The sequence below is a fragment of the Bradyrhizobium sp. LB13.1 genome, from assembly GCF_054056815.1.
The window spans coordinates 2,247,752-2,274,685 of sequence record NZ_JBSRYQ010000001.1 but is presented as its reverse complement, the minus strand read 5'-3'; the positions used below and the strand labels follow the sequence as shown (position 1 = coordinate 2,274,685).

At 58.3% G+C, this 26,934-nt stretch carries 22 protein-coding genes and 5 pseudogenes; 15 read left to right on the top strand and 12 right to left on the bottom strand.

The window, feature by feature from the left end; translation table 11 throughout:
* Positions 1-30: 30 nt before the first annotated feature.
* A pseudogene (locus tag ACVWYI_RS10690) lies at positions 31-720 on the bottom strand (IS3 family transposase); the annotation flags it as partial.
* 28 nt (positions 721-748) lie between these two features.
* Between ACVWYI_RS10690 and ACVWYI_RS10685 the strand changes: the two are divergent.
* From ACVWYI_RS10685 to ACVWYI_RS10670, 4 genes and pseudogenes are all read left to right on the top strand, one after another.
* Positions 749-946: pseudogene (locus ACVWYI_RS10685) on the top strand (ABC transporter permease); the annotation flags it as partial.
* A pseudogene (locus tag ACVWYI_RS10680) lies at positions 943-1,951 on the top strand (ABC transporter permease). The pseudogenes ACVWYI_RS10685 and ACVWYI_RS10680, both read left to right, overlap by 4 nt.
* Before the next feature lie 6 nt (positions 1,952-1,957).
* Positions 1,958-3,283 (top strand): carbohydrate kinase, encoded by a 1,326-nt coding sequence (locus tag ACVWYI_RS10675; protein WP_456661937.1) that lies wholly within the window; start codon positions 1,958-1,960, stop codon positions 3,281-3,283.
* A 90-nt stretch (positions 3,284-3,373) separates the two neighbouring features.
* Positions 3,374-4,087: a class II aldolase/adducin family protein gene (locus ACVWYI_RS10670; protein ID WP_456661936.1), complete on the top strand. Its 714-nt coding sequence runs from the start codon at positions 3,374-3,376 to the stop codon at positions 4,085-4,087.
* Between the two features lie 773 nt (positions 4,088-4,860).
* Here ACVWYI_RS10670 and ACVWYI_RS10665 read toward each other — a convergent pair.
* The 6 genes from ACVWYI_RS10665 to hxsA2 form a co-directional block, all read right to left on the bottom strand.
* A complete protein-coding gene (locus ACVWYI_RS10665; protein ID WP_456661935.1) occupies positions 4,861-8,271 on the bottom strand; it encodes a hypothetical protein in 3,411 nt (1,136 codons plus the stop codon).
* Positions 8,272-9,415: 1,144 nt separating this feature from the next.
* Positions 9,416-9,868, bottom strand: a complete 453-nt coding sequence (locus ACVWYI_RS10660) for a hypothetical protein (protein WP_456661934.1) — start codon at positions 9,866-9,868, stop codon at positions 9,416-9,418.
* Positions 9,869-10,214: 346 nt separating this feature from the next.
* Positions 10,215-11,231, bottom strand: coding sequence for a His-Xaa-Ser system radical SAM maturase HxsC (hxsC, locus tag ACVWYI_RS10655; RefSeq protein ID WP_456661933.1), 1,017 nt, complete (start codon positions 11,229-11,231; stop codon positions 10,215-10,217).
* A 189-nt stretch (positions 11,232-11,420) separates the two neighbouring features.
* Positions 11,421-12,869, bottom strand: a complete 1,449-nt coding sequence (gene hxsB, locus ACVWYI_RS10650) for a His-Xaa-Ser system radical SAM maturase HxsB (protein WP_456661932.1) — start codon at positions 12,867-12,869, stop codon at positions 11,421-11,423.
* A 17-nt stretch (positions 12,870-12,886) separates the two neighbouring features.
* Positions 12,887-13,042 carry a hypothetical protein gene (locus ACVWYI_RS10645; protein ID WP_456661931.1) on the bottom strand — a complete coding sequence of 52 codons (156 nt, stop codon included), beginning with the start codon at positions 13,040-13,042 and terminating at the stop codon, positions 12,887-12,889.
* A 178-nt stretch (positions 13,043-13,220) separates the two neighbouring features.
* Entirely contained in the window at positions 13,221-13,499 is a 279-nt protein-coding gene (hxsA2, locus tag ACVWYI_RS10640; RefSeq protein WP_247288179.1) for a His-Xaa-Ser repeat protein HxsA2, read from the bottom strand.
* Between the two features lie 597 nt (positions 13,500-14,096).
* On the opposite strand from hxsA2, the gene ACVWYI_RS10635 reads away from it, so the two are divergent.
* Positions 14,097-14,762 carry a hypothetical protein gene (locus tag ACVWYI_RS10635; protein WP_456661930.1) on the top strand — a complete coding sequence of 222 codons (666 nt, stop codon included), beginning with the start codon at positions 14,097-14,099 and terminating at the stop codon, positions 14,760-14,762.
* Positions 14,763-14,802: 40 nt separating this feature from the next.
* Positions 14,803-15,243 carry a hypothetical protein gene (locus ACVWYI_RS10630; RefSeq protein ID WP_456661929.1) on the top strand — a complete coding sequence of 147 codons (441 nt, stop codon included), beginning with the start codon at positions 14,803-14,805 and terminating at the stop codon, positions 15,241-15,243.
* Here the strand turns inward: ACVWYI_RS10630 and istB are convergent.
* Both istB and istA read right to left on the bottom strand, forming a co-directional pair.
* Entirely contained in the window at positions 15,170-16,033 is an 864-nt protein-coding gene (gene istB / locus ACVWYI_RS10625) for an IS21-like element helper ATPase IstB (RefSeq protein ID WP_456661642.1), read from the bottom strand. The two genes, ACVWYI_RS10630 and istB, sit on opposite strands and share 74 nt — an antisense overlap.
* A gap of 8 nt (positions 16,034-16,041) precedes the next feature.
* Positions 16,042-17,532, bottom strand: a pseudogene (gene istA / locus ACVWYI_RS10620) (IS21 family transposase); the annotation flags it as partial.
* A 258-nt stretch (positions 17,533-17,790) separates the two neighbouring features.
* Here istA and ACVWYI_RS10615 point away from each other — a divergent pair.
* Entirely contained in the window at positions 17,791-18,300 is a 510-nt protein-coding gene (locus tag ACVWYI_RS10615; protein WP_456661928.1) for a helix-hairpin-helix domain-containing protein, read from the top strand.
* Positions 18,301-18,306: 6 nt separating this feature from the next.
* Here ACVWYI_RS10615 and ACVWYI_RS10610 read toward each other — a convergent pair whose 3' ends face one another.
* Together ACVWYI_RS10610 and ACVWYI_RS10605 are read right to left on the bottom strand one after the other, a co-directional pair.
* Positions 18,307-19,065 (bottom strand): lysozyme inhibitor LprI family protein, encoded by a 759-nt coding sequence (locus ACVWYI_RS10610; RefSeq protein ID WP_456661927.1) that lies wholly within the window; start codon positions 19,063-19,065, stop codon positions 18,307-18,309.
* Positions 19,066-19,731: 666 nt separating this feature from the next.
* Entirely contained in the window at positions 19,732-20,025 is a 294-nt protein-coding gene (locus ACVWYI_RS10605; protein WP_456661926.1) for a hypothetical protein, read from the bottom strand.
* 126 nt (positions 20,026-20,151) lie between these two features.
* Here ACVWYI_RS10605 and ACVWYI_RS10600 point away from each other — a divergent pair.
* The 5 genes and pseudogenes from ACVWYI_RS10600 (at position 20,152) to ACVWYI_RS10580 (ending at position 24,569) form a co-directional block, all read left to right on the top strand.
* Positions 20,152-21,339 (top strand): annotated as a pseudogene (locus ACVWYI_RS10600) (IS3 family transposase).
* Positions 21,340-21,667: 328 nt separating this feature from the next.
* Complete coding sequence (locus ACVWYI_RS10595; protein WP_456661925.1) at positions 21,668-22,243, top strand: tyrosine-type recombinase/integrase; 576 nt, start codon at positions 21,668-21,670, stop codon at positions 22,241-22,243.
* 128 nt (positions 22,244-22,371) lie between these two features.
* Complete coding sequence (locus ACVWYI_RS10590; protein ID WP_456661924.1) at positions 22,372-23,301, top strand: hypothetical protein; 930 nt, start codon at positions 22,372-22,374, stop codon at positions 23,299-23,301.
* A gap of 243 nt (positions 23,302-23,544) precedes the next feature.
* Positions 23,545-24,114 carry a hypothetical protein gene (locus ACVWYI_RS10585; RefSeq protein WP_456661923.1) on the top strand — a complete coding sequence of 190 codons (570 nt, stop codon included), beginning with the start codon at positions 23,545-23,547 and terminating at the stop codon, positions 24,112-24,114.
* A gap of 119 nt (positions 24,115-24,233) precedes the next feature.
* On the top strand, positions 24,234-24,569 hold the full coding sequence (locus ACVWYI_RS10580) for a DUF3768 domain-containing protein (protein ID WP_456661922.1): 336 nt from the start codon (positions 24,234-24,236) through the stop codon (positions 24,567-24,569).
* A 29-nt stretch (positions 24,570-24,598) separates the two neighbouring features.
* On the opposite strand, the gene ACVWYI_RS10575 is transcribed toward ACVWYI_RS10580, so the two are convergent.
* Positions 24,599-24,814, bottom strand: a complete 216-nt coding sequence (locus tag ACVWYI_RS10575; RefSeq protein WP_456661921.1) for a helix-turn-helix transcriptional regulator — start codon at positions 24,812-24,814, stop codon at positions 24,599-24,601.
* A gap of 160 nt (positions 24,815-24,974) precedes the next feature.
* Here ACVWYI_RS10575 and ACVWYI_RS10570 point away from each other — a divergent pair, with 160 nt between their 5' ends.
* The 3 genes from ACVWYI_RS10570 (at position 24,975) to ACVWYI_RS10560 (ending at position 26,918) form a co-directional block, all read left to right on the top strand.
* Entirely contained in the window at positions 24,975-25,877 is a 903-nt protein-coding gene (locus ACVWYI_RS10570) for a dienelactone hydrolase family protein (protein WP_456661920.1), read from the top strand.
* A gap of 22 nt (positions 25,878-25,899) precedes the next feature.
* The gene (locus ACVWYI_RS10565) at positions 25,900-26,241 is read left to right on the top strand and encodes a hypothetical protein (protein WP_456661919.1); all 342 of its coding nucleotides are present in this window, start codon (positions 25,900-25,902) and stop codon (positions 26,239-26,241) included.
* A 137-nt stretch (positions 26,242-26,378) separates the two neighbouring features.
* Entirely contained in the window at positions 26,379-26,918 is a 540-nt protein-coding gene (locus ACVWYI_RS10560; RefSeq protein ID WP_456661918.1) for a hypothetical protein, read from the top strand.
* Positions 26,919-26,934: the final 16 nt, after the last annotated feature.

The following is a 26,934-nucleotide window of genomic DNA, read 5'->3' as shown; positions in this document are numbered from 1 at the left end:
TGAGCTGCTGCCGGTTTGATGGACACCCGGTTAAGCTAATCCTACCTTGCGCTCGAACTCAACAGGGCTGAGGTATCCGATCGTCGAGTGACGGCGGACGGCATTGTAGAACCGCTCGATGTAGTCGAACACATCCGCTCTTGCCTCGTTCCTGGTGCGATAGGTCTTGCGCTCTGTGCGCTCTGTCTTCAACGACGAGAAGAAGCTCTCCATCGCCGCGTTGTCCCAGACGTTGCCGGACCGGCTCATGCTGCAAACGATACCGCTGTCGGCCATCAGGCGCTGAAACTGTTCGCTGACGTATTGGCTGCCGCGATCGGAGTGATGCATCAGGGCGTCCGGCTTGCCGCGCCGCCAGACGGCCATCAGCAGTGCGTCCGCAACCAGCTGGGCTGTCATGCTTGTGCTCATCGACCAGCCGACCACCCGTCGCGAGAACAGATCGATCACGGCCGACACGTAGAGCCAGCCCTCGGCGGTCCAGATGTAGGTGAAGTCGGCGATCCACTTCTGGTTCGGCCGCTCGGCCACAAACTGACGATCAAGAAGGTTCGCCGGCACGTTCGCGATCTGGCGGTCGCCCTCGTCTTTCGGCAGGCGCCGGCGGCGTGGCCGCGCCCGCAAGGCCTGCAGGCGCATCAGCCGCTCGATCCGATGCAGACCGCACTCGACGCCGTCTGCCAGAAGGTCTCTCCAGACGCGCCGGGCCCCGTAGGTCCGGCCGCAGCCACCTCAGAAGACGCGCTTCAGCCTGATGGGGGGCGTCGGCACCGTCCTCGGCACGTTTTTGGGCCTGACATTGCTCGCGGTGCTCCAAAATGGAATCATTTTGCTGGGCGTATCGTCCTACTGGTCGCCGTTCTTCATCGGTTTGGTTATCCTCATTTCGGTCTCAGCAACCGCCTGGTCGCAGCGAGAGCGGCGAACCCGGAGCGCGCGCCGATGAGCAATGCGCCCGCCCTCTCACTTCGCCGGCGCATGGTAGGCCTCGCTGGCAGCGGCACTGTCGCCACCCTCACCCTGCTGTTGCTCGCGCTCTGGGTGGCGTTCGCGATCATGATCGGCGACCGGTTCTTCTCGGTCAACACGCTGCAATCGATGGCTTTCCAGATGCCAGAACTCGGCATCCTCTCGCTTGCAATGATGCTGGCCTTGCTATCCGGTGGGCTCAACCTCTCCATCATCGCGACCGCCAATCTGTCCGGACTGACCATCGCCTTCCCTGCTGACGCACTACATCCCAGGGAGTCAGGGCTTTGCCTGGGTCGGCATTCAAGTGCTGGCGATCGCTGCAGGGTTTGCAGTGGCCGCATTGGTCGGCCTCCTCAACGGTTTCGTCATCGCCTATCTCGGCGTTTCGCCGATCCTCGCCACGCTCGGCACGATGACACTATGCAAGGGCGTCGCGATCGGCCTGTCGCGCGGTAACGTCATCTCCGGATTTCCGGAGCCCATCGTGTTTATCGGCAATGGAACGGTTTTTGGGGTACCCTTTGCTCTGATCGTACTTGCGCTCTGCGCCTTGCCCGTCGCGCTGATGCTGAACGCGACGCCGTTCGGGGCAAAGGTTTACATGATCGGCTCGAACGAGAAAGCAACCCGCTACTCCGGGGTCGATACCCGCGCCGTTCTCCTCAAACTCTATGTGCTTTCCAGCCTGCTCGCGGGCGCAGCAGCGGTGGTCATGTTGGCACGTTTCAATTCGGCCAACGCGGCATACGGCGAGAGCTATCTGCTGGTCACCATTCTCGCGGCCGTCCTCGGCGGCATCGATCCGTTTGGTGGCTTCGGAAAAGTCGGCGGGCTATTGCTTGCGCTGATCATCCTTCAAGTGATCTCCTCGGCATTCAACCTTTTGAACCTCAGCCAATTCCTCACGCTGGCGATCTGGGGTGGAATCTTGATTGCCGTCGCGGCGGTTCCTCATTTCGCTGGCAAGGCGCCGCGGTAGCCAGCGATGATGAGTTCGATCGGCTCGCCCCCCATCGCGGTTCTCGACATTGGCAAGACCAATATCAAGCTGCTAGTGGCGAGCGATGACGGCTGGCCGCTCGAAACACTTGCGATTCCGAATGTGTCGATGACTCAGGGCTCGTACCTCGCCTATGATCTTGCCGGGCTAGAAGATTGGCTTCTCGATACCCTTGCCGTGGTGTCTCGACGCCATGCCATTGGCGCCGTGATCGTGGCTGCACATGGATGCGGCGCAGTTCTTGTCGACGGTGATACGCCAGTGCTGCCGATGATGGACTATGATGCTGTCTCTCCGCCGGCAATTGATGAAGCATATGCCCGGATCGCGCCCGGTTACGATGAGGTGTTCTGCGGAATCGGAGGCGCGATGCGGCTCGGAAAGCAGCTGCTGTGGCAGGAAAGCGCATATCCCGTGGAATTCGCCCGCGCAAAAGCCTACCTGACCACCGCGCAGTTTTTCGCCTTGCGGCTTGGCGGACGTGCGGCCAGTGAAAGCTCGCAGCTCGCGGCCCAGAGCCATATCTGGGACCTCATATACCATCAGCCTTCTTCTCTTATGCGCAAGCGCGGCTGGAGCCATCTGCTGCCCGAACGCGTACCCGCCGGTGCGGTGCTGGGGACCGTTTCGGAGTCCGCGGCCAAGCGCACCGGCCTGGCGCAATCGACCGAAATCCTCTGTGGCGTGCATGATTCCAATGCCAACCTGTTTCGCTACAAGGCCGCCGGCATGGCAGATGCCTCGATCCTGTCGACTGGTACCTGGATGATCGGCTTTCAGCGCGGCCTCTCGTTGGACAAAATCGATTGCGCGCGCGCGATGGTTCTCAATATCGATGTCGATGGTGAGAACGCACCTTCGACATTGATCGCCACCGGCCGCGAATACGACCTGATCCGCGGGGAAGATCGTGCTACCGATGCGGCCGTTCTTGCCGCATTGCCCACCGTGCTGTCGAGGGGGACCCTCGCGCTCCCCTCATTCATTGGCGATGATGGATTATTTCAGGGCGCGGCTCACCGCGGACGGGTCATAGGACCGCCTCCCGAAACGCCTGCCGAACGGCAGGCATTGGCAGTGCTGTATGCGGCGTTCAGCGCAAACCGCTGCCTTGATGCGCTTGAGAGCTCAAAATGCATAGTCATCGATGGTGGTTTTGCCGCAAACTTGCCCTTCGCCCGCTGCCTTGCAACCTTGCGTCCCTCGCAGGGCGTCTGGGTCAGTCAATCCCCGCACGGAACGGCGCTTGGCTGCCGCGCTGCTGTGGCGGCGATTCTCGCGTACTCTGCCGGTTTCGAGCGTAGTACTTGAAGCTGTCACATCGCTTAGCAACGATGGGGTCGACCCGCGCGGCCTTTCCACCGCCTATCAGTCCTGGATCGCTTTCTCGGAGCCCGCCTTATGACGGGCCACACTCATGCTGATCTCCGGCAAGGCATTGTCGATACCTGCAGGCAGATGAATCGAAACGGACTGAATCAGGGCACATCCGGCAATCTTTCGCACCGGATCCCAAGCGGCATGCTGATCACGCCTACCAGTCTGCCCTATGATCGGATGCAGCCAGAAGATATTATTGCGATGGATTTTGCCGCGAATTACCAGGGCAACCATCGGCCTTCATCCGAATGGCGCTTTCACCGCGATATTCTGCGAGCGCGCGAAGACGTCAACGTCGTGCTCCATACGCATTCGACCTTCAGCACAACTCTCGCCGTTCACGAGCGTGGCATCCCCTGCTTCCACTATATGGTCGCAGTTGCGGGTGGCAACGATGTCCGTTGTGCGCCCTATGCTTGTTTCGGCACGCAGGCACTATCAGACTACGCCCTCAGGGCACTCGAAGATCGCAACGCTTGCCTGCTTGGCCATCACGGCTTGCTCGTGGCGGCCGAGACGTTTGAAAAGGCTCTTTGGCTTGCAGTGGAAGTGGAGACGCTGGCGAAAATGTATGTCCATGCGTTGGCTATCGGCGAGCCGCCGCGCCTCAGTGACGCTGACATGGCGCAGGTACATGAGCAGATGAAACGCATGGGATACGGCCAGGCGCCTGACCTTGACGATGTCGGCGATGTTCCGCGCGCCTTACCTGAGTCGAAAGGGGCAGCACATTGATGCTGGATTTGATGGACAGCTGCCGCCGAGTTCGCTCAGAACCGGCCCACGCAGAACGAAGGCCGTGTCCGGATGTGCGGGTTGAACCGACTGTCGCGGTCCTTGGACAGAAGACGTGAACGAACAATCGGCTCCGCAGAACTGATCTCGACCTATCCACCCGAATGGACAAACCATTGCCTGAAACATCATTGCGAGCGCTTCGATCCAGTGTCGGATGTGGCGCAGATGAGACTTGATTTGCCGAATGGGCTATAGGAGGCGCAACAGGAAGTGGATCGGAACGACTAGTCGAGCCGTTGAATGGAGGGTTCAGCGTACGCAATTCAAGACTCCAGCAGTCTAAACCGGGCCTCAGAAGCACTGCGAATCGTCGACCTGACGAGCGATAACGAGCCAGTGTATCTCGAATAGAGGTCGTACCGCCCACGGGCAGCATGGACGGACCACGCCCGGGCCGTAGACACAGTGAGCGACGATCGGTCGGGAGACAGTAAACCGATGTCCTGAGATACGAGGCCATTCCGCCTCCCAGCCATGTAGGACGGATGGGTTAGGCTCTCGCCAGGACCGTCGTTCGGCTGATGGCGGCTTGCGGTCGCGGATGCGAGCTTCGCGCCAGACTGATAAGCTTTGTACAATTACCTTATCAGTGCGCCAACTGACTCCGTTTTGTTAGTTTCCTTATCAGTCCGCGAACTGATGCCATTCGCGGGCAAACTTTCAGCCCCCAACTGACTCCCCGATCAATTGCTTGCCGGTTGCCAACCGTCTTAGTGCGCAAACCATTTGCTCGTGAAACTGTGTGCTACCTTATACCTGTTCACAGAGCTCTCGTCCTCGCAAGGGACTGCTATCGGGTCGCGCTCAACATCAAACTCATGGTCGGCTGTATAGCCAACGGAAAAGCACTTCTCCTGGTACTCTCCCAGCCCTCGCTGCTTCATCTTGAAGCGCACAGCAACAAATCCTGCCTCCAGCACCCGATTCTTCCATTCAACGACGCCAAAGTCCAGGAGATCTCCACTAACGGATTCAAGCTCCCACTCTTGGCGTCTCTGATCACCAAACCACCTTGCCAAGGTAGGCCACTCTTGCGCGACCCGCGTTCCATCGCCGGTACCTGACGAAAACGTCTTCATCCTTGAGAGGATTGAGTCGGTCATGCCGCGAGCGAGAGACCCATTTTGTTGCCTCAGCTGCGCCTCGCGCTCAGTTTTCTCAGAGTCAGTTTGCTTCCTTTCGGCCTCGCGGCGCACCTGATCATCGCGCTTCTTTTGCTCTAGCGCCGCCTGCGCGCGCATCTCGCCGGCCACGCGATCCGCAATCTTAGTCTGCTCGGTGTCAACGTCTCCGGCTGAAAACCAAATCGGCACGACATGATAGCTGAGTTTGTCTCGTTGCAAACTCGTAATTAGCTCTCGTAGGTCTTTAGCTGCTCCATAGATCGCACCGCACTGACCTCTCTTCGCAGCCACGAATGCACTGTCGATCGAGGTCGAAATCGTCGACGCTGGCGCACCAAACTCCAATTGAAAGCGGTCCGCGTTGCGTGACAGTAATGATTCATGAGCCTTTTGCTGACTTGCAACCGTTTGGCAGACCACGGAGTTGCTGTTCTTCACGACGACCACGCCGAAGCCGTCAATAGCCTTGTTCAACAAGTCATTTTCTAACTGCAAGCTTCTAATGCTATCGCCGTTTCGGGCGACTTGAAGCTCTCGTTCGCTAATACTCGTGAGCAAGGTAAAGTCGCCCTTATCGGATGCGGCGAGGATCGAAGCAGCGATTTCGGGAGAGGCCGTAGCGAGGAGGCCCCGGTTAACCCCAATCAGATCATACTTGTCGAGATCAGCCGGCTGGCAAACTCCGGCGAGTACGTTAAGTGTTCGCGCACCCTGGTCAGTAATCTTCTTTTTCAGCTCTAAAGTGGCGAAAGCGTCAAGATTGTCGTCGTGTGCAAAGCACATCGCTGCCTTACCGTTGTCAAACACAAGGTCACCCCGCAGGTTGCGAACGACCCCTGCGCGTCCACTCTCGTTGACCAGGACGAGCGTTTCATCGAGCGGGCCCAGCACAAGATAGCGATTTCGGTCCGTCGCGGCAGGCAACTCCTTGCGGCTTTGTATTGGATGTTTTCCGCGATATTCGCGATATGCTACTTCGACGTGAAGCCTCTCGAGATCCTTTTCGGCTTGTGCAATGGCGGCCTTCAACGACTCAGCGTCAGGTTCAGCGAGCGCATCAAGCATTCGCGAACGGACTTTGAGCAAATCCTGTGCGGCATCCGACGTTATATTTGCTCGCACGTAGCTCGCGATGAACTCCGATATGGTCCGAGCGGTGTCTTGAAGTTGGTCCAGCTCGGATTTGGCGGCCTGCTGTCTAGCCTCCTCCCTGGACGTGCGGTACCGCTTGAACTCGGGAACTTCATCGAGGCGCTTTTGGAGATTGTCAAACGCACTCGATATTTTTTCGTTGTCCGGACCGGACAACGCCCCTTTCAACGTGGCAACAAGCGGACCGATCTCCAGCGGAACAAGGCTCGAATTTTTCTGCGCGAATTCAGTCAGGTCGGTGAGTAGATGTTCCCCGTTCAGCCGCAATGCTGCAGCAGCCTGACCCCGCTCCTTCTGCCGAAGGTCGTCGGCCTTCTGATCGAGGGCGTCAATACCGGCTTTGATTTGTCTTATGCAGCTTTCAGCATCGTCCTTGGCGACGTCGATCTTCCTGATGTCGGCCAACGGCGCCGCCATCTCCGCTGCTCGTCGCTGAGCGTTCGAAACCGCTTCATCGCGGTCGCCGATTTTCCGGTGGAGCTCTCGCTCGGCATCTGCGCGGGCCGCGCGCAACTTTGCGAATGATTGCTGAAGTTCCTTCAATAGCGGCCTATTGCCCCCGGTTGCCTCGAGCCGATGCAACTTGTCTTCCTGTTCGGAAAACCGCTGTGCAACATCGTCGAATCTCGATTGGCTCTCTGCTACGGCCTCCGTCATTCGCTGGACATCGTTGAGCAACTTTTTGCGATCTTCTGCCGAACCCGCGAGAGCTTGCTGCTTTCGTTCGCCGGCGTCCTTGTCCCGCGACAACCGATCGACCTTGGCCTGCGAGCGAGTCAATTGCTCTCGATAATTTTGGACGACCGATGATATTTCTCTGATCGTCACGTCGAACTTTCGAAGTGGCGAGACATCAGATCCCGTGGCGGCCAAGTTGCCGTCTATTGGTGCCGAAAGGCACGGTTCGGCCGTCTGTGTCGCAGTATCCGGCGCCACTAAGCTCAGCAGGCCGTCTTTAGCGGCTTGGTTAGATGGTTCTATTAGCAGGGCGTATTGGTAGTCTTGGAGTGCCTCTTGAGTTGAACCCGCGGCAGCGCGAGCTTTAGCACGGCTAAGACGAGACCACACAAAGTTGCTCTTGAGGGCGATGGCCTTGTCCAGCGACGTCAGGGCATTCGCCGTGTCATTGAGACCTAGATAGCTGGCGCCGAGGTTGGCATACGCGTACGAATACCTCGGATTCGAATCAATCGCGGCTTTGCAGTCCGCTAGCGCAGACTGATACTGCTGTGTCTGATTGTAGGCGGAACAGCGGCCGTCGAAAGCATCAGCTAGTCGGACGCGGTCAAGGCCTTTCGCCCCAATTACCTTAGTACAGCCTGTAAGCCGCATTTCAGGTCTTGAAGACTGACAATCCTTCCACGGATCGGTTGGCGTCGCTGTTGATGCCTCCTGCGTGGCCTCTGAAGTTGGGCTATTTGAAAGGCTTGACGCGTCTATCGCAAAGAATCGCAGCCGGCCGCGCCCGTCGGAATCGTGGCTTTCGGCCCAAACAAAGCCCGCGCCGCCGGACACGCGATAGATCGGAAGCTTCTGACGGATTGATTGCTGGAAGTCGCCGACGAAGTCTATCAGAATTCCACCCGGGCTGCGGCCGCCTGCCAACGCAGCGATAGCACTCGCATCCAACGGATCAAGCGAGGCTGCGCCCCAATACGCGATGACGCCCGATACATTGGGGATGTTTCGCGGCATCTCGATGGTTCGTGGTTGCTCTCCGAACGCGCGCGTCAACCGCTCAATGTCCCCACTGACCTCGCCAGGGTCGAAGAAAGCCGGCTCAAGATATCGATTTAGATATGAAAGGCGCCCATCTTGGCTATGCAAGAGGCTGTAGGACGACAAGTAATCCCCTCGCGGTGCTCGTTCGTTTCGTTGCTTCTGACACCACGTAAATCCCGAAAATTGGTCACTCGGCTTACACTGATACTCTCGATAGTTTGCCGACTCGAATTCTACAATGCTACCCAGGGCAACTTTGTCGACGCGGTATTTGGAAGGCTGCATGGATCGTGGCGCATCAGTCCGAACGGCATCGTTGGGCGGCTGAAGTCTAACGTTGGCAAATTGCTGCGCGTCTGCCTGAGATCGGCAATTCGTGACAATGTTCGCGATCCGGCTATCCGAAGGCGTTACGCCGTTGCTCACGAGTGTCTGAAGGTTGAGGCCTCGTTGTCGAAGAGTACCATCCACGCACGCTTGGCTCGCTGATCCAATCTTACGCCACTCTGCTTGCGTAGCCTCGACAATCGCAGACTGCATGATCGCACCGAAAACATTGATCATGTCTCGAGCCCCTTGGGCGTGACACGACGAAATTGCAGCCGCATACCCAAGACAGGAAACAAGACAAAACCCGAAGGCGCGGAGACTTCTGCGCATTTCGTTCACCCAAACTCATCAAAGAAGAAAACTAAAGCAAATTGCAGCACTTGTGCGGCACGTCAAGTACTAAAGATGCCCGATTAAACCTTTGGTTTATTCCTTGGCAAGAAGGCCCCCTACTGGTTCTGCTCGGGCTTTCTTGCTGCCAAGCATTTTTGACGAGCAGCATTCGCGTATGCGTTGGTATGGAAAGAGTCGGCCTCTGGACCTCCAGAGAGCATCTAATATTTTGGAACGCGATGCGTCCGACAATCAAAAGGACCGTCTGAGCCAGAGCCTTTGACGTTGGCATTATAGTATTGCCCATCGATGGGGCCGTCAGAAAGGCCTCAAAGGTCGCTGCGCGCATCTCGCAATGGGGATAATAGATCGATCTTGGTTGCACGACCATAAACTGCTGGGTTTTGTCGTAGCATGCTCGGTTGATGAAGCTGCTCCGCGAGATATCGGCGCAGGCGAAGGGCGCTAGATCCAGCTTGCCATAATATTTTACGTCGATCGTCTCCGCAGCGGCCCAGCTTGCGCTAGCGAGACATGCGCTAACGAGAACAGCAAACCGAAACATGCAGGATGTCTCCCTGTGCAACCCCTTTTGGATTTCACCTCAGGGATGTTTCTCGGTCTTCGAGGCCCGATCTTCAGCGGCGATCGCTTCCTTTTCGCACATATAGGCGCCGCGCTTGGTGGCGCCGTAGCTCTTGGTTCCGGCGAAGTGATAGACCTTTGACGGCAGATTGACCCACACGACTGTGTCGGCCGGGCAGCGGGCCTTGGCAGACGCCTCGTCGGCGAACTGTCCCGCCTCCAGCGTTGCGTTGTCTCTGGATGGAGATGGTTGCTGTGCCGGAGACGGAACCGGTGCTGCAGTCGTCGTGGGCGCCGGCTTTTGCGGCGCTTGGGCTGGCGCAGCCTGCGTCGCGGTTGGTGCGGGGCGGCTCGCCGGCGGCGAGGGCGCAGCGGCGGTTGGCTTTGGTTCGGGAGCGGTCGCGCCCGGCATAGCGCCGCCAGCCCTGCACTGCTCGACATAGGCCTTTTCGGTGACGCCACGGGCTTGCATGCCCGCCTTGTCGGCCCGCCATTCGGCGATGCACTCCTTGGCAGTTTTTGAGGAAGACGAGGTGCTGGTTGAGGGTGGCGGCGTTGCTGGGGTCGAAGGCGTTGCAGCGGTCGGCTTTGGCGGAGGGACGGAAGCCGCTGGCGCCGCACCCGCCTTGCATTGTTCAACGTACGCTTTTTCCGTTACGCCGCGGGCTTGCATCCCGGCCTTATCGGCACGCCATTCGGCAGTACACTCTTTTGCGGTCTTGGCGAGGGCCGGCGTTACGGAGATGCTGCATGCAGCAGCAACGGCGATAAGCAAACCATTATGAATCTTCATGTCAATTCTCCTGATTCCGTGCCTGCTAATCCGCTGCGGGGCTCAATTTATGCCTTCGTGAAATAATTGCGCGTACGCCGCGGCTGAACCGCGGACGTCCGGTCGTAAAGAAGCCGCTGCACGTACTTTTCTCGTCACACCGATCGCATTCGTCGACAAAGCCGTTCTTCCAGTCCGAGATCGACTGGAGTGCATGGGGCCATACTGACTTCGGAAGGACGCATTTCGGCAGGTTATAAACCGACACGTTGACGCCAGCGGCACTCAGGTGATCAACGGCCAGGGCGAGGCCGTCGCCGTAGTCCATAGGATCCATCCAAAGCATCGCATCGTTTGCAACGGCAAAGCCTGTGTTTTCGAGGCCCATCAATGCGACGTGATCGACAAACGGCAGATTGCGGGCAATCCACCGGCCCGTGTCCTCGATGATCGGCGCGGTCAGCGCATGCAGCACGACACGTATTTCGACGCGCTGGCCCCGGTCTTTGAGCTTGAGAATGCCTAGCACGGTTTCGTCGAAAGCGCCCTTGGCCTGCACAACGTGATCGTGGATACGATCGACCGAGGCATAGACTGGGATGGCGGCCATCAGTTTAGGGTGCCCAACGTCTTTCCAGGCATCTACAATCTCTGAGTTGGCGAACGCCCGGCCATTCGTCAACACCTGGATAGCGGTCGCCGGAAGCCGGTCGCGACACTCCTTCAGGATAGCGATGAAATCCTTCCAGTCCGACAGCGTCTCTCCGCCGGTGAACGTCAGGGCGGGAGTTTCCGGGTCGATGAGAGGCAGGCTTTCTTTGATTTCGTTGAGGATCCACCGGTCATCGACGTCTTTCGGCGGTTGCGAGCACATTAAGCAGTAATTGTTGCACCGCTCCGTGACCAAAAACGAATTGTGCGCCGAATTCCGCCGGTACATCGTACGAAATTTCTTCGACCCATGATCGAACCCGATGACGTCGCCGTCCGCGAAATAATCATATTTCGACGACACCGCGACTAACCGTCCTTTGAACGTGCCGGAGAAATCGGATCGAGCCATCGGAAATGACAAGAATTGACGCCCAGTCCGCTTCTATCGCGTGACAAATTTCGTCTCGCGTTCTGGCAAGTGCGAAATCCGCCATGCCGCGCTCGCCGGTGCTGTCGATTGACCGGAGCCTAATGACCGAGCGAGCTTTATCTGAGCAAAACCCAGCGCTCCGCGAGGCTGTGCCATAGAGAGGGAGGGTCATGCGGTAGCCCACCGTCGCAAGATCGCCGCGTCTTCCGGAGAGTTTTCTAAAATTTCGAGCAGCAGGCCCATGATACCTTTCTGCCGGGCGCAAAAGGCCGAAAGGGGCTTGATACCCAGGGCGTCTCCCTGCGTGGCATGGTGGTAAACGGGATCCGCCCCGCAGTGGCTCTCATACACACAGGTCGAGCATTCTGGTGCGCACTGAGTGAGCGATGACGATATTGCGGCGATCAGTTTGTCCGACAGGATGAGAGAATTGTAGCTGTCGTGATCGACGTGACCGAGTCGGAACGCGTCGTCTCCCGTTTCGGCGAGCATCCTGCCTTCATCCGACGCGAAAACGCTGCCGTCGTAATTGTAGACCAGTGCACCAAGCCCGGCGCCCGCCGGGCTGCGCAGGTCAACGTAGCCAATGGGGCGGTCCGAGAGCATTCGTGTGAGGAGGAGCGCCGCATAGAACTCCCGGAACGGGGTGCCCTGTCGGTTGATCTCTAGAACTCGGCGTAACCCGCGCTCGTAGAAGGCAAGCCACTTTTGCGCGTCGTACTTGGCGAACTGCTTTGTCTTAATGGCAAAACCAAACGGCGACAGCGGCCGCAGGAAAATCCCGTCCAGCCCCAACTGCAGATATTCCCCGATGATATTGTCGACGCGGTCGAGGCTCGCCTCGGTGGTGGTCATCAAGGCTCCAACCCTGTCAGGGCCTAAGATTTCCTTCGCCCGCTTGATTCCCGCCACGGCTAGTTCGTGGCTATTTGCACCGGATCTCGGGCGGTTCTTATTGTGTAGATCCGCAGGACCATCGAGGGAGGTCGAAAGCAAGATGTTGTTCGCCTTGCAAAATGCGAGAACGGCATCGTCCAAAAGCGCCAGATTTGACGCGATGACGAAATCGACCTTCTTGCTGGACCGCGCCTTTGCGGCGGCGACAATCGTCTTGATCATCGGAAAATTGAGAAGCGGCTCCCCGCCCTGGAACTCAATCTTGATTCGTGCCGCCGGGCTAGCGAAGGCTATGTCCAGCGCATGCATCGCCGTTGCTTCGCTCATGTCGAAGCGCGAGCGGTCGGTACTCTGACGCGAGACCTGGCAATAAGGGCAAGAGTGTTCGCACCGCAACGTTACGACAAAAATATGGAGTGGCGTTGTCTGCTGCAAGAACGACATCCGGCTTCTCAGCCGAGCCGCCAAAAGTTGCCGTTGACCTTTCTGGTCGATCCCGGTGACCAGATGAGCGGCATAGGCCTTTTCGTAAAGGCCGTCGCCGGGCCGTAGCCGAAGGTCGACCAGCCTATTTAGCTCATCTTCCGATAGGCGAATGAAATCACCCACCATGTTAGCGACGAGATACTGGCTTGTTCCGGTGCGCTCAAGATTGAACGGCAGCAACGAAATAGTTTCTGTTGCCGCACTGAAGACTTCAGGAGGTAAAAAGCGCGCCATGATACTCCGGCCGGACTTTATTCAGCATCATTCTGGGTGGCGGCCAGACTTCCAAAAGCAAGAGCAAGAATGACGTTCCGAACGCCATCCGTTTTCTCAGCGACACGAGCCCGCAGATTTTCATCGGCGACCACATTCAGGAATCGTTCCTTCAGATCGTCCGAAGTCAGCACAGCGCCCCTTTGTGGGCTGACGGAAGGAGTTAGGCGGCAGACGTAACGGTCTCCAGCCCGGTCAATCCGACAGGTCGCCGTTCCGATCAGACGATAGGCTGCCGCGTCCAAAGCACTGAGGCTTTGGACGCTTGAATCAAAATCGACAGCTACCTCGACGGGAGACGCCGGAGGAAGTTTAGCGGCTTGAGGCATGGGACGCATGTGAAGCATGCGACGCGTGGGAGGAATGCTGGGCGACAATGGTGCCGTCGGCCTGCTTCGTCATTACGAACCCAAGAAGGTCTTTGCCAACCTGATAGTGAGCGTTCGGCTCAGGCTTGATGGCGGTGTTTTCGGCCGCAGCCGCGCTCGCGTCGTTGGCTACTGCTTTGGCCTCGGCCCCCTGAACCGACATTCCGGTTAGAGATGCGAGCGCTGCGCCAAGCGAAAGCACAATTTTTGATTTCTCAGCCATATCGACCCCGTCAAATTCTGCCTAATCAATATGCACTACTACAACTTCTGAGGGCACTTAGTCCACAGCTCCATTGCGCCCAGGCACACTATTTTAGTCTAAATCTGCCAGGCCCCGGCAGCAGGGATGGATTTCTGTCAAGAAACCGTTGTTGCAGTGGCCGATTCCTCCGCATTCCCGGGTGGGCAGTCGCCGCTTTCCATCGGGAGCCTTGAAGACATTTTCGGCTACACGACGCCGAGGTTTGGCCAAAGCGTCGCTCCCTCCGTCCGTCGTATATGAGACGTTATGGAATCTTGCAGACTGATAAGCTTTGCGGCCTTTCCTTATCAGTCGGCAACTGACTCCGTTTTGTTAGAAAGCTTATCAGTCTGCGAACTAGCTTCGCGGCCTGATCTGCGTACTCAGGTTTTGTAATCGGATGGTCGGCCGCCCTTATTGCCGCTCGCGCCGGGTTGAATCGGCTTGCCAACCGGCTTACCGTCCGCTCGTTTTTTCGTCGCAGCTTTTCCGCTTTTCACCCCGTAGTTATGCACACAGGGCGCGCTGGGTTGGCAAGACATGCCGCTATTCCTCATATCTGACTGCCCGCCAGAGATGCCCGGCAGCCTCTTGTCGCTCACCAACCAGGCGATCGAGCGCTTGCAGGCGAAGCTGCTCGATACCATGGTGATTGGCTCACCGCCAAAGGGGCTGTATGCGCCAGCCTTGGCGCGTTGCTTCATCCAAGCCCATCTGCGCCGCATGCTCATGTTTGTGGAAGGCGGCGTTGCTGAATTCCGCGCCGGACGCCCGCTGATGACCGAGATGGCCACAAGGGCGATCTACGAGAACGTTGCCGCCTTCTGCGATTACTCGACCAAGCTTCAGGCTCTCTGCGAAGCTGGGGACTACGCCGGATTGGCCGACCTGACAAACAAGTACGCCTTCGCCACGCGGTTACCTGCCTTCCTGGAGGAAGGTCCGGAATACAAAGCGCCGCAAATTCTCGGCCAAATCGACAAGATGAATAAGAAGGTTGAGACGTACCGGGAGGCGTACGACCACCTGTGCGAGATCGTTCATCCAAACGGGCTCGGAGCGGTTGTCTACTTCGGCAAGCACGAGGGCCAGGTTCTGACGTTCTACCCGCAAGGCGCCATCCCTGAGAGAGCAATGGAGTCCCTAACTGGCGCTGCTGTCCTGTTCCTCACCGTCTACAGTGAGCTGGACAAGATGGAGACGAGCCTCGACGCTATCACTGACTCGACTGAGCTTGGGTGAAATGGCGAGATCAACCCGAAGAGTTCAGCCATGGCAGCCGATGTTTGCGCTGCCGAACATCAGGCTTCAGGAAGCAATCGAGGTTGATGGTTTCGCCGTTGCTCCTGTCACGGACCAGCGCGTTCAAGAGATGTCGCGCAACCGGCGATTCCGGAGCTTCCTTGGTCGATTTAAGACGGAGTTCGGCGTTCCAGTCGAGCCGGCCGTCATCCTCTGGCGGAACGACAAGCCCGACACCTATCGGACCATAGCGGCCATCTCGGGCTTCCGCGATGCAATAGCGATGTGCGTCATACCTATGGCGTGGGCGCTGACGCTCAAGCACCAGCGCAACATGGGACCGCTCTACGGCGACTATTTCTCTTTCTACCCATGGATGGTCGATAACCAGAACAAGAACCTAATTGTCAATCGGCTTGCAACTTTGACCCCTCATCGGCGTCCAATTTTGACCCCTTTGCGCGGCGATGTTTGCTGGTAGCGCTCGTCTCGTCGGAGCTGGCCGGGATAGCGGAGGCGAGACGAGCGCGGGTGGCGTGATCGTCGTCTCGGCTTTTGAACCGCCAGCTGTCGTTGCCGGTCTCGACGATGTCACAGTGATGGGTCAACCGGTCGAGCAGCGCGGTGGTCATCTTGGCGTCGCCGAACACGCTCGGCCATTCGCCGAAGGCGAGATTTGTCGTCACGATGACGGAGGCGCGCTCATAGAGCCGGCTGACGAGGTGGAACAGAAGCTGGCCACCCGACTGGGCGAAGGGCAAATAGCCGAGTTCATCCAGCACGATGAAGTCCATCCGGGTCAGATGCTCGGCGAGCCGTCCTTGCCGTCCGTTGCGGGTCTCGGTCTCGAGCCGGTTGACGAGGTCGACGACGTTGTAGAAGCGTCCTCTAGCGCCATCGCGGATGCAGCTTCTGGCGATGGCAATGGCCAGGTGGGTTTTGCCTGTGCCGGTGCCGCCAACCAGTACGACGTTGCGTTGCTGGGCGATGAAGCCGCCGCCGGCGAGGTCATTGACGAGAGTCTGATTGATTGGCGTGCCATCGAACTGGAAGTCGGCGATGTCCTTGGCAAGTGGCAGCTTGGCAATGGTGAGCTGGTATTTGATCGACCTGGCTTGCTTCTCATTGATCTCGGCGTTGAGCAGGTCGCCGACAATGCGCTGAGGTTCGTGCTGGCGTTTGACAGCGATCGCCATGATCTCGTCGAAGGCCGCCTTCATGCCATAGAGCTTGAGTTCGCCCATGAGGTCGAAGATTTGGGTTCGTTCCATCAGATGGTCCTCCGGAGGTTGTCGTAGCGGGCACAATCGGCGATCGGTGCATGACGGAGCGTCAGTGCGGCCGGCGTCATGATGTTGGCCGGTGGGGCGAGTTCACGTTGCCGGGCCAGGATATTGAGAACGACATCTGCGGAATGGACGCTGTGACTGAGCGCTTCGGCACAGGCCGCTTCCACCGCGGGGAGACCGTCAGTCAGCACCGCGTTGAGGATGTCGACCATCTGCCGATTGCCATCGTCGGTGCTGGCAAGCTTGCGCCGGATCCGCTCGATCGCGGCCGGCAGCACCCAGTCCTTGAAGGGAGCACCGTTGCGCAGGGCGCCGGGTTTGCGGACGAGCACCGGCACATAATGCCAGGGGTCGTAGACGGTATCGCCGCGACTAAAGGATCGCGGGTGCTCGGCAACGATGCGTCCATCCTGACGGATCACGATGCGATCGGCATAGGCTTGAACCTCGACCGGTCGTCCGACTGCGCTGGCTGCGACCGAGTACTTGTTGTTGTCGAAGCGCACCAGGCAGGTCTTCGAGACCGACGCCGTCACGGCATGGAAGCCGTCGAAGCGGCCGGCATAGGGAACGAGCTTGGGGCGTTCGGCTTCGAACACGTCCCAGATCGTCTGATCAACCAACTCCGGATGGCGATGAGCCTTGGCGTAGGCGATGCATTTGTCGAGCAGCCAGGCGTTTAACTCGTCGAGGTTTTTGAACCGCAGCCGCGGCGTGAAGAAGCGTTCCCTGACCAGCCCGACCTGGTTCTCGACCTGCCCCTTCTCCCAGCCCGACGCTGGCGTGCAGGCGACCGGATCGACCAGATAGTGGCTGCACATCTGCAAGAAGCGGCGGTTGTAGAGACGCCCTTTACCGACGAAGATCGTCTCTACCGCGGTCTTCATGTTGTCGTAGATGCCGCGAGTGCAGGTGCCTTTGAACAGGGCGAACGCCCGGTCGTGGGCGTCGAACACCATCTCCTGCGTCTCCCGCGGATAGGCTCGCACGAACAGCATGCGGCTGTGACAGAGCCGGACATGGGCGGCCTTCACCATCACCGTGGTGCCGCTCAGCAAGACCACCTCGTGGCTCCAGTCGAACTGGTAGGCTTCGCCTGGGGCAAAGCTCAGCGGAACATAAGCGGCTGCGGTCGATTGCCCGCGTTCTTTGCTCCAGCGCCTGGCGTAACGCCGCACCGCATCGTAACCGCCGTCATAGCCGCGGCCGCGCAGCTCTTCGAAGATCCGGATCAACGTCAACTGTTCACGAGCGGATTTAGTCACGTTCGACGCAAGCAGCCCGTCAAGTTCGACTGCCCATTGTCCGAGCTTTGGCCGCGGCTGCACCTGCCGCTCGTACTCGAATGAGGTCTCTCCCGACCTCAGCACCTTCCGGACCGTGTTCCGCGACACCTTCAGGTCACGGGCGATCTCCTTGATCGTCTTGCCCTTGATGAAGTGCTCGCGCCGGATCCGGGCAATCGTCTCCACGATCAGCATCCCCCACCACCTGCTTTGTTACGAAGCAGGCAGCGCAACAGACCAACCTGTAGGGGGTCAATTTTGGACGCCGATCCCCCGGCTTAGGGGTCAATATTGCAGGCCGAATGACACAGATGGCTCGACAAGTCCAGCGACGTCTATAAATTCCGGGATGCCGAGGCCAAGGCGCGGAACACTTGGCTGCGCGCCCAACAGGAATGGACCGAACGGGCCGGGTCTGGCGCGTTCGACGGCAAGAAACAAGAGGTGCTGAGGTTGAAGGCCTTGGTAGATCATCTTCCGACGTTAAGGAAATCGAAGCTTGACCAACTCAGGACTTCGGTGAGGCAGGCGCAGCTGTCGCGTTACCTCGACCAGTTCGAGATCGATAAGGCCAGCATCGAGGGCATTGGCAACGGCCGCAAGCGCACCTTGCAATCGTATGGAATCGAGACGGCGGCCGACCTGTTGAGCACGGCGGTCGAGAACGTGCCCGGATTCGGGCCTAAACTCTGCGGGGCCCTCTACGCGTGGCGGCAATCGATTGAGGCCGGTTTCAAGTTCAACGCCGCCACCGGCGTTGATAAGCGTGACATCGATAAAATCGAGCACGAGATCGCGGTGGAACGGCGCAAGCTCGAACAGGCGATCCGGAACGGTTACGAGGAGCTGAAACAGCTTCATGCGCGTGTGCTCAATGCCAGAACGCAGCTGCACGCCCCGGTCGAGACCGCGTACGCCGAGTACCTCCAGGCTGACGAAAACTACAAAGCCGTTTCGAGGTGAGGCAGCTTACTCTTTCCAGCCGGTAACGATGCCATTCTCGAGGAAGATACGGTTGCTGAAACGGTTCTTACCGGTTTGCCCGTACTTCCAGGTCTCTTTGCTGACGGACTTCCTGACCTCGTAATCCTTGTCGGCAGGATGGCCGCGGGACTCAAGCAACTGCTCCTCGGTCATTCCCTGCCAAACGACACGCGCCAGGATACGGTCGGCGATCTCGTCGCCGTATTTTGCGACCAGCCGCTGGCGTTCGGCCGCGCGTCGTCGCTCCTCCTCTCGGCGTCGAATGTTGTTGTAGACGGCGATCGCGCCACCGATCGCGCCGACGATGAAGATGAGCACGAGCAGCGGATTCGTGCCGCTCGTCGACTCAGGTGGCGGATTCGATGCTGGCGAAGCACCGGCGCTCTTTGACGGAACAGTCGGTGGGGCGACAGGAGGAAGATTCTGCGCTTTGGCTTGCGGCTGGGGCGATGGCAAGGGTGGGGCTGTTGGCGTAGGGTCGAGGCTTAAGGGTGGCGCCTCGGATAGAACGGCGATGCGCTGTTTCGTCGCTTCTAGGACGCATGACCAGACAGCATTGCCGGCTACCGCGCCACACCCCATGTTTCTTTGTTGGATCCACGACCGCTGACTTTCGATGAGTGATTGGCGATCAGCTACCTTCCTGAGCCGGAGAGCTTGCTGATACTGCTGGCCCATCCGCAGATCCCAATCCGAAAGAACCGCGTCTCCGCAGATCGCCCGCTCGATTGACGATGTCGCCATTCGGCAGTCGAAGCTCGGCCCAACCTGTGGGGCTCTTGACCGGCCAGGTGTGGACACGTCGGGAGCGCTGCTCCTTCCCTCAAGGCATTCAATTCGTTCATCGACGTCCTGGATAGCTACGCATCGGGCGACCCGCCCCGCGTCTTGAGCGGCAGCCACCGCTGTTAGGGCGAAACAGGCAATAATAGCCATACTACCGCCGTGAAACGCCCTCAGCGGAAGTACAACTTTCTCAATATTCAAATCGACAGCCGAAAAGAACAACTTGGGCGACCTTAACCCGGAACGTCTTGGAAATCGCAAACGCGGAAATACGATTTTGCGCAGCCAGACCGATACGTCAATCTTGGCGTGTAGGGAGGAGTGCCCAGATTTACCACCAATCCTGATAGGTTTCATGGTCACTAAAAGGTACCGCGTCGGCAAATTGGGCCGCAACACGAACGCTAGGCTGAAGCATCAACTCCGTCTCTACTGATAAGCTTTCTCTCAAATCCTATCCAGTTTCAGAACTGATAAGGTTCTGCGAAACCCTTATCGGCACGAGCAATTGTAAGAACGGTCGAAAAGCAGGCCGAGCCGAAACTCGGCTTAGCCTGGGTTGATACCACTTCGCCAACTATAGCCGACGTGAGCAACGAATGTCCAACGTCCCCACACTAGCGACTACACTGCTTCACAATAGTGGACCAACTTTTTTACCGCCCGCAACGGTACATCAAGCTCTTGCGCTAGCTCATCCATCACTCGTAGTAGATCTTCAGCGATTCGCATAAACGAGAGAGGTTCACTGGCGCTATCCATTTGGCGATAATGTTTCCGGATCCGCTCCAACATCGCGCGTATTTTTTTCTGCTGTTCTAAATTCATATCCTCTTCGTCAGTGGCCCTAACTAATTCTTCCAAGTGGACCACAGCGTCCGATATCGAAACTTGAAGGGCGGAAATGTCTTCGTACAAGCTAAAGGCCCTGAAATGCGATTGTTGCAACAACTCCGAAGCATGCTTAACTTCAGCCCACAGTGACCTGCCCCTGCCGATTTCCTCCAGTTGAAGTTAGAGTCCGGCCTTCTGAAGGACGGACAGATGAAGCGAGCCAGGTTTACGGAAGAGCAGATTATTGGCGTGCTGCGTGAGCATGAGGCAGGTGCGAAGGCTGCCGATTTGGCGCGGAAGCATGGCGTCTCTGAAGCGACGCTGTACAATTGGAAGGCGAAGTTCGGCGGTCTGGACGTCTCCGATGCCAAGCGGTTGCGGCAACTCGAGGACGAGAACGCCAAGCTGAAGAAGCTGCTGGCCGAGCAGATGCTGGATGCTGCAGCGCTACGCGAGCTTTTGTCAAAAAAATGGTAGGGCCCGTCGCCAAGCGCGAAGCCGTCGCGCACCTGCAGGCCGTCATGGGTCTGTCGGAGCGGCGGGCCTGCGGCATCGTCGGCGCTGACCGCAAGATGGTTCGGTACCGATCGTGCCGACCGCCGGACACCGAACTACGCGGCCACTTGCGCGAGCTTGCTAATGCCCGTCGGCGGTTCGGCTACCGCCGGCTGTTCGTGCTGCTTCGCCAGCAGGGCGAGCCGTCCGGGCGGAACCGGATCTACCGTCTGTATCGAGAGGAAGGCCTCAGCGTGCGCAAGCGCCGAGCCCGCCGCCGCGCCGCTGGGCACCCGAGCGCCGATACTGGTCGAGGCTCGGCCGAACGCCCGGTGGTCGCTGGATTTTGTCCACGACCAGTTCGCCAGCGGCCGTCGCTTCCGGGTCCTGAATATCGTCGATGACGTGACCCGGGAATGTCTGGCGGCCATCCCCGACACCTCGATCCCGGGGCGGCGGGTGGCACGCGAACTGACGGCGCTGATCAATCAGCGCGGCAAGCCGGGCATGATCGTCTCCGACAACGGCACCGAGTTCACCTGCAATGCCATGCTGGCCTGGTCGGAGGAGAACAAGATCGACTGGCACTTCATTGCGCCGGGCAAGCCGATGCAGAACGGCTTCTGTGAAAGCTTCAACGGCCGGATGCGGGACGAGCTTCTCAACGAAACCTTGTTCTTCGGCCTCGATCACGCCCGCGCCAAGATTGCGGATTGGGTCGGCGACTACAACGGCCAACGCCCGCATTCCTCGCTCGGCTATCTGACTCCTGCGGCCTATGCCGCCTACCTCACCGCAACGTGCGATCGGCTGCGCAACCCCGACCAGCTCCGCCGATCGCACGTTGCTCACACCGCGCCAAACGGCGTAACATCCCCCGAGACTCTAACCGCTACTGGGTGAAACTTCAGGGGCAGGTCAACAGCGCATGCCTAGCTAGAAAGTGACCACGCAACTTTTTCTGCTTCTTCTTCGATTTCATTTTGACATTCCAATCTATGATGAGGTTGAGATTCACAACGGTCTTTGTCGTCGCGAACTACTTTACAAGATTGATTTTGACCTATGCGTCCGACCAGGTATCGAGCTTGCCCGGGGCGTACGAATTGAACCATCCGCTTCATGACTGATAAGAAAATTCTGAAAACCTTATCAGTCAGCGACACGCGAGATTTTCCCTTGCACGCACAGCCAGATTCTCTAGAATCTCGCTGTAACTGGTTTAAGTACGATGGCCGGCAAGCAAGCCAAGACACTTTCAACTGATCATATCGACGATCTCTTGTTTTTCGCCGCGCGCTCTCGCCACCCGCTTCGCAACCGCCTCATCGTCCTGCTCTCGGTCAAAGCAGGTCTTCGCGCCGCCGAGATCGCCAAATTGACATGGGCGATGCTGCTGAACCCAAGCGGCGAAGTTGGCGGCACGCTTGAAGTTCGCGACGAGATCGCCAAGAAACGCAGCGGCCGCTCAATTCCAATTCATCCTGAGCTTCGTCAGGCCCTCGTCGAGGCGCGGCAGCAGTCTCCGGGGCATGGCCCACTTATTCGATCCGAGCGCGGCGGCGCAATGACGCCAATGAGCATCGTTGTCTGGTTCAACCGCGCTTACGAAGAGCTCGGGTTCAAGGGATGCTCGTCGCACTCGGGGCGTCGGACTTTTATCACGCGAGCGGCGCGCTCGGTTCACAAGGCAGGCGGCTCGCTGCGCGACGTTCAACTGCTGGCCGGCCATCGATCCATTCAGACAACGCAACGCTACATCGACGGCGATAGTGACGCTCAACGGAGGCTGGTATCCCTCATCTAGTAACCAGCGTTCCGGGTCGACGCTCGGCAAAGAACCCGACCAGCAGGAAATCGGTCGCGGCAAGAACCTCCGATCCGCTGAGCCGCGCTGAGAGCTTGATCCGGACGGTCTGTGCGGTCGCTGGTTCGATGTCGTTCCTTGACGAGATCGACGACGAGGCTCAGGACGCCGGCCTAATTCGAGCTGTCGCCCTCGCTGACACGCCGCCGCTTTTTGATTGGCTCGTCACGACGTTTAGCTTCCAAGGCATCTCCGACCGCGTCGCGCGCGACTACATCCACAAGCATGGCACCGCATCCTGGTCAGCAATGGCAGCGAGCCAGAAGAATGCGCCCTCTTGCCCCAAGCTGCGCAGCTACTGGCATTTCGAAGGCTGCCGATACGACAAGACCAGCTTTACCTGCGCGGAGCCCGATCACATCGATGCGTGCGCCCTTCCCCGGCCGCGCCTTCGCAATGGCCGATTGAACCAAACCGCGTACTCGCTCTTCTTGTTCGTCCGCGACCTCGCCAACGGCGATCTGGTGGGCTGGATCGACGCCCAACTCGACGGCGCGAAAGGCGCTACAATCGCCGAGTTGGAAGCGGCACGTCAGGAGGCATTGATCGGCCCCCTCCGAAACGTCTACGGCGTCTCCGACAAGATATTGATGATGACGCTTTCGACGCTGCTGATCGGCGTACGCGAGCACCGGCCGCTCTGGCTTGAAACCGGTACCGCGATGATCGCGGTGGACACGCTGGTTCATAATTTTCTGCATCGCACGGGCATTTTACAAGACTGCGGTAGCTCTCACGCTTATGGCGCCGCTTGTTACGGCCCGGGTGGCTGTGCCGAGATCATCAGGACCGTGGCCGGCCGTATCGATACGCGCACGTTGAACCCTGTATTCCCGAAGAGGTTCGCCAGGTACGTGCAAAATGCCATTTGGAGGCTGTGCTCTCTGGACGGCCTCAACCTGTGTAATGGTAACCGAATTGACGACCGGCAAGCCTGCCAAATCGGCTACTGCCACCTGCACCAAAGGTGCGGCCGAATACCGCTGAAAAATGGCTAAAATCGGCGTAAAAACAATTAGTTAGAACGCGTTTTGGCACAGATTTCGCTTGAGACAGCACCACTGCTAGCCTATACTCGCTCTACAAGGTCTATAACGACTTTGCAATTTATAGTGGAGAACCATCTGTGATTGATTTGCCCCGGCGGGCACCTGGCCCGCCACCGTGGCCAAGCCACGACATCGCTGAAACCGCAGATCACGGGGCCCTATCGGGCCCCGTCTGCTTTTGAGGAGGAGAAGATGGGAAAGCAGCAAGAGAAGAAGAATGCCAACGCTACAGACAAGCTCTTTGTCTTCGGACTTGACGGGGATGGAAAGCCACGGGGCGCCCGGTTTCCGGAGTTCAACGAGAAAATCGTTGGCGCCGCGAGTCAAATGAACTTGGCGGCGGTCCACCCGGCCTCTCCGGGAGTCACCGAGATCGCGATGAAGCTGCCCGTGGGAAGGCTGTACGCGAGCGGCAAGGCTTTCGTGCCGCCGATCCGGCGGGATCTCCTGAGCAAGCTCAGAGCAGCGCTGGAGGCACCCGACGATGAAAGCCACGTTCACCAACCCGCGCCAGCGCCATCCGCCGAAAAGGCAAAGGAAGGCGGCGTCGTTGCTGCTGGCTTACCGCGAACGTGGGAGAGCATCGCTGTTGGCCAACTGGTGCTCGTCGAGGACGACGACCCCGGATTTGGCTGGTGGCCCTGCCTGGTGATCAAGCGCGAGGACCAGGTTTTGACCCTTCAGCTTCGCGACTACCCGGACAAGGGGACCTACGTCCGGCACGTCGCCCAAGTAGGACTCGTAAACCCCGGTCCAGAATAACCTGCAAGCCTAGCACCAAGCCCGGACCACGGCCCGGGCACCTACAATCTGCCCCCGCCTGATACTGAGCGGACGCCAGCCAGACACATCAATCAACACGCACCATGGGGAGACCAACCATGTCCCTGCACACGGACACGGACCGGATACGCACGCTCAACGACGAGCTTCGGAAGCACCTTCTCGGCGGCGGCGCCGTCATCACGGCCGGTATCGCCGAGCTGGGTCCCGAAACCGTCGAACGCTTAGTCAAGAGCATCGCCGTCTTCGACGATTTTTGCCATGCCAACGATCCCCACGAGGAGCACGACTTTGGCGTCTTTGATTTCGAAGGGACCGCCGTGATGTTCAGAATTGACTACTACGACAAATCCCTCAACTTTCATTCACCCAATCCGGCAGACCCTGCCGTCACCGAGCGAATCATCACGATTATGAGGCCGGACGAGTACTAACGTCCTCCTGATCGACCAAAGCCTACCCCTCACTGCTCGCTGACGAGTTTGACGAACGACACCGACAACGCCGCAGCAATTCGCGCTATTGCCAAAAGGCTGGGGTTTCGCCGCCCTCGCTCAATCCCGCCGATGTAGGTCAAATCCAGATCAGCTTCGAACGCCAGCTGCTCTTGGGTCATTCGATGCTGCTGTGCTGACGAATACGCCGAGTTCTTGCCAACACTGACGCGCCAGTCCTGCATTGCTGGATGGAGTCTCATCGGGCATATGGTCTCAACTACAGTGCCGGGCTCCACCCCGAGCCCGGCCCTACCTCCCCGCGTGCAGCGGCTTCCCCCTGACGATCAGCCTGCAATTCCCGTTATGCTTCATCCAAGACGGCAAACGAAGCGAGCCAAAGAAATGAAACGTATATTCCTTTTGATGCTGGTACTCTCGACCACAGCAGCTTCGGCCGAACAGGTGAGAATTTCGTGGAAAGGTGACTACGCTCACAACTCGGGGAAGCACTGGTCGAAGGAAAACCCCTACGATTCCGGGTTCTCAAAGAACTTCAAGAACGGCGCGCCGGAGGAGTTCGGCGAAGTGCAGAAGGACGGCGAGTTGAACGCTTTCATCTACTCTCCCAAGGACGCGAAGAAGGGTCCGACACCATTCGTCATTCTGTTGCATGGTTGCGGCGGTCTAGGCACCGAGGCCAAAGAGTGGGCGGCGCACGTTGCCGATCTTCTCAACAAGGAAGGCGTCGGTGTGCTGGTGCTCGACAGCTTCACCACGCGGTATGTGGACAAGTCGTGCGGCCTCGCCGATCTGCATTGGGGCCGCCGCCGCGCCGACGACGCCTACTCTGCTCTCGACTACCTGATTGAGAAGAAGCTCGCAAAGGCCGATGGAGTCTACCTCATGGGCTATAGTAACGGCGGCACAACGACGTTGGTGTCAATGACAACGCAGGAAGCAGATCATTCACGCCACTTTGCAGCAGCGTTCGCGATTGCGCCGGGTTGTAGTCCGTCATTGCAGCATTCCGCGCTCTACACAGGTCCCATCATCCTCTTCATGGGGGACCAGGATGACGCGAACAATCCAAAATGGTGCGAAGAACTCGTGAAGAGGAAACGGTCGGTTCCCGTGCGGATGATCGAGTACCACGGTGCCAACCACGGCTTCCCGGTGAATGCACCTGCACACGAATTCATGGGCTGGCACCTCAGCTACGAACCGACCGCGGAAAAGGACATGATGCAGACCATTGTCTCCACGGTCAAAACAAAGAAGTTCGTCAAAGGCATCGAGCTCCGATGACTCATTGTACAAGGACCTTGTTATGGGCCAGAAATCGGAACCGCCAGGGGTCTACCAAGTCTATGTCTTAGGTCTCGACGCCAATGGAAGACCGCGGGGCGCTCGGTTCACTATTCTGAGGGACAGCATCGTTTCTGCCGCCATGGACATGAACTGCCGCGTTCTGATCCGACAGCCCAGCAAGGTGTGCGCAGTGGCCAGAAAACTTCCGATAGGACACGTTTTTGGCTCGGGCAAGGCGGTAACGTTGTTCCTGCCGAACATCCGCCGCGAGCTCTATGTGGCGATATTGGCGGCGGAACGACTTGCTGCCCATCAAGACAACCTCCGGGTCGCGGGAGCGCTTCTTTGTACGATTCATTGAGCGTGCCCGGTGGCCGCATATCTTTGCTGTCGTTCAGAATGCCGCTCAACAACGCGTTCTCGACTGTTTTTGCGAAATTTAGCCGATCTGAATCGGCAATCTTTTCTAGGTGAGATAGCACCCGCTTTTCCGCACGAATGATCGCCTCAGGCGACCCTAATTTCTCAGACATATCGCCTGAGAAAAAATGGGAAAAAATCATCATGCAGACCACCCAACAAGGCAAAAGGCGGGCGTCGCGCTTGTCACCCGAACTCGCAGCGGCCATTCGCCCTGCAATGGAAGCAGCAACAAGACTGAGGCTGCGTCGAGGCCGGTTCGAAATCTACAACGTCATGGAAGCGGTCTATTCCTTGTACATCGATTGGAAACGTCGCAAGATCGCAAAGCGGTCAGCTCGCGCCCTCGCCGGCCAGCTAGGAATCGCACAGCGCAAAGACATGACCTCGATCCGCATTTTGATCGAGGCAGTCTTGCCTGAGGCGAACCACAAGCAAAAGAGCCGCTGGGTAAGAGCCCTGGAATACATCTACTCACAAGATGTCCCGGCCACTAGGCTACGGCAGTTCGCACGATTACACGATGGATTGGCCGGATGCGCGCGGGCAGCCGTGGAGATTAAAAGGAAGCGGAGGCGGTCGCTTCGCGATTTTCCAGAAGGCGATTGGGGCGATTGAGCCGAAAAAATGACGT

What these genes read in the sequence shown, in the direction of transcription:
- ACVWYI_RS10675 (WP_456661937.1), top strand. Translation starts at nt 1,958, where the DNA reads ATGATGAGTTCGATCGGCTCGCCCCCCATCGCGGTTCTCGACATTGGC.
- ACVWYI_RS10670 (WP_456661936.1), top strand. Translation starts at nt 3,374, where the DNA reads ATGACGGGCCACACTCATGCTGATCTCCGGCAAGGCATTGTCGATACC.
- ACVWYI_RS10660 (WP_456661934.1), bottom strand. Translation starts at nt 9,868, where the DNA reads ATGCAAGCCCGTGGCGTCACCGAAAAGGCCTATGTCGAGCAGTGCAGG.
- hxsC (WP_456661933.1), bottom strand. Translation starts at nt 11,231, where the DNA reads ATGGCTCGATCCGATTTCTCCGGCACGTTCAAAGGACGGTTAGTCGCG.
- hxsB (WP_456661932.1), bottom strand. Translation starts at nt 12,869, where the DNA reads ATGGCGCGCTTTTTACCTCCTGAAGTCTTCAGTGCGGCAACAGAAACT.
- hxsA2 (WP_247288179.1), bottom strand. Translation starts at nt 13,499, where the DNA reads ATGGCTGAGAAATCAAAAATTGTGCTTTCGCTTGGCGCAGCGCTCGCA.
- ACVWYI_RS10635 (WP_456661930.1), top strand. Translation starts at nt 14,097, where the DNA reads ATGCCCGGCAGCCTCTTGTCGCTCACCAACCAGGCGATCGAGCGCTTG.
- ACVWYI_RS10630 (WP_456661929.1), top strand. Translation starts at nt 14,803, where the DNA reads ATGTTTGCGCTGCCGAACATCAGGCTTCAGGAAGCAATCGAGGTTGAT.
- istB (WP_456661642.1), bottom strand. Translation starts at nt 16,033, where the DNA reads ATGGAACGAACCCAAATCTTCGACCTCATGGGCGAACTCAAGCTCTAT.
- ACVWYI_RS10610 (WP_456661927.1), bottom strand. Translation starts at nt 19,065, where the DNA reads ATGGCGACATCGTCAATCGAGCGGGCGATCTGCGGAGACGCGGTTCTT.
- ACVWYI_RS10595 (WP_456661925.1), top strand. Translation starts at nt 21,668, where the DNA reads ATGGCCGGCAAGCAAGCCAAGACACTTTCAACTGATCATATCGACGAT.
- ACVWYI_RS10590 (WP_456661924.1), top strand. Translation starts at nt 22,372, where the DNA reads ATGTCGTTCCTTGACGAGATCGACGACGAGGCTCAGGACGCCGGCCTA.
- ACVWYI_RS10585 (WP_456661923.1), top strand. Translation starts at nt 23,545, where the DNA reads ATGGGAAAGCAGCAAGAGAAGAAGAATGCCAACGCTACAGACAAGCTC.
- ACVWYI_RS10580 (WP_456661922.1), top strand. Translation starts at nt 24,234, where the DNA reads ATGTCCCTGCACACGGACACGGACCGGATACGCACGCTCAACGACGAG.
- ACVWYI_RS10575 (WP_456661921.1), bottom strand. Translation starts at nt 24,814, where the DNA reads ATGCAGGACTGGCGCGTCAGTGTTGGCAAGAACTCGGCGTATTCGTCA.
- ACVWYI_RS10570 (WP_456661920.1), top strand. Translation starts at nt 24,975, where the DNA reads ATGAAACGTATATTCCTTTTGATGCTGGTACTCTCGACCACAGCAGCT.
- ACVWYI_RS10565 (WP_456661919.1), top strand. Translation starts at nt 25,900, where the DNA reads ATGGGCCAGAAATCGGAACCGCCAGGGGTCTACCAAGTCTATGTCTTA.
- ACVWYI_RS10560 (WP_456661918.1), top strand. Translation starts at nt 26,379, where the DNA reads ATGATCGCCTCAGGCGACCCTAATTTCTCAGACATATCGCCTGAGAAA.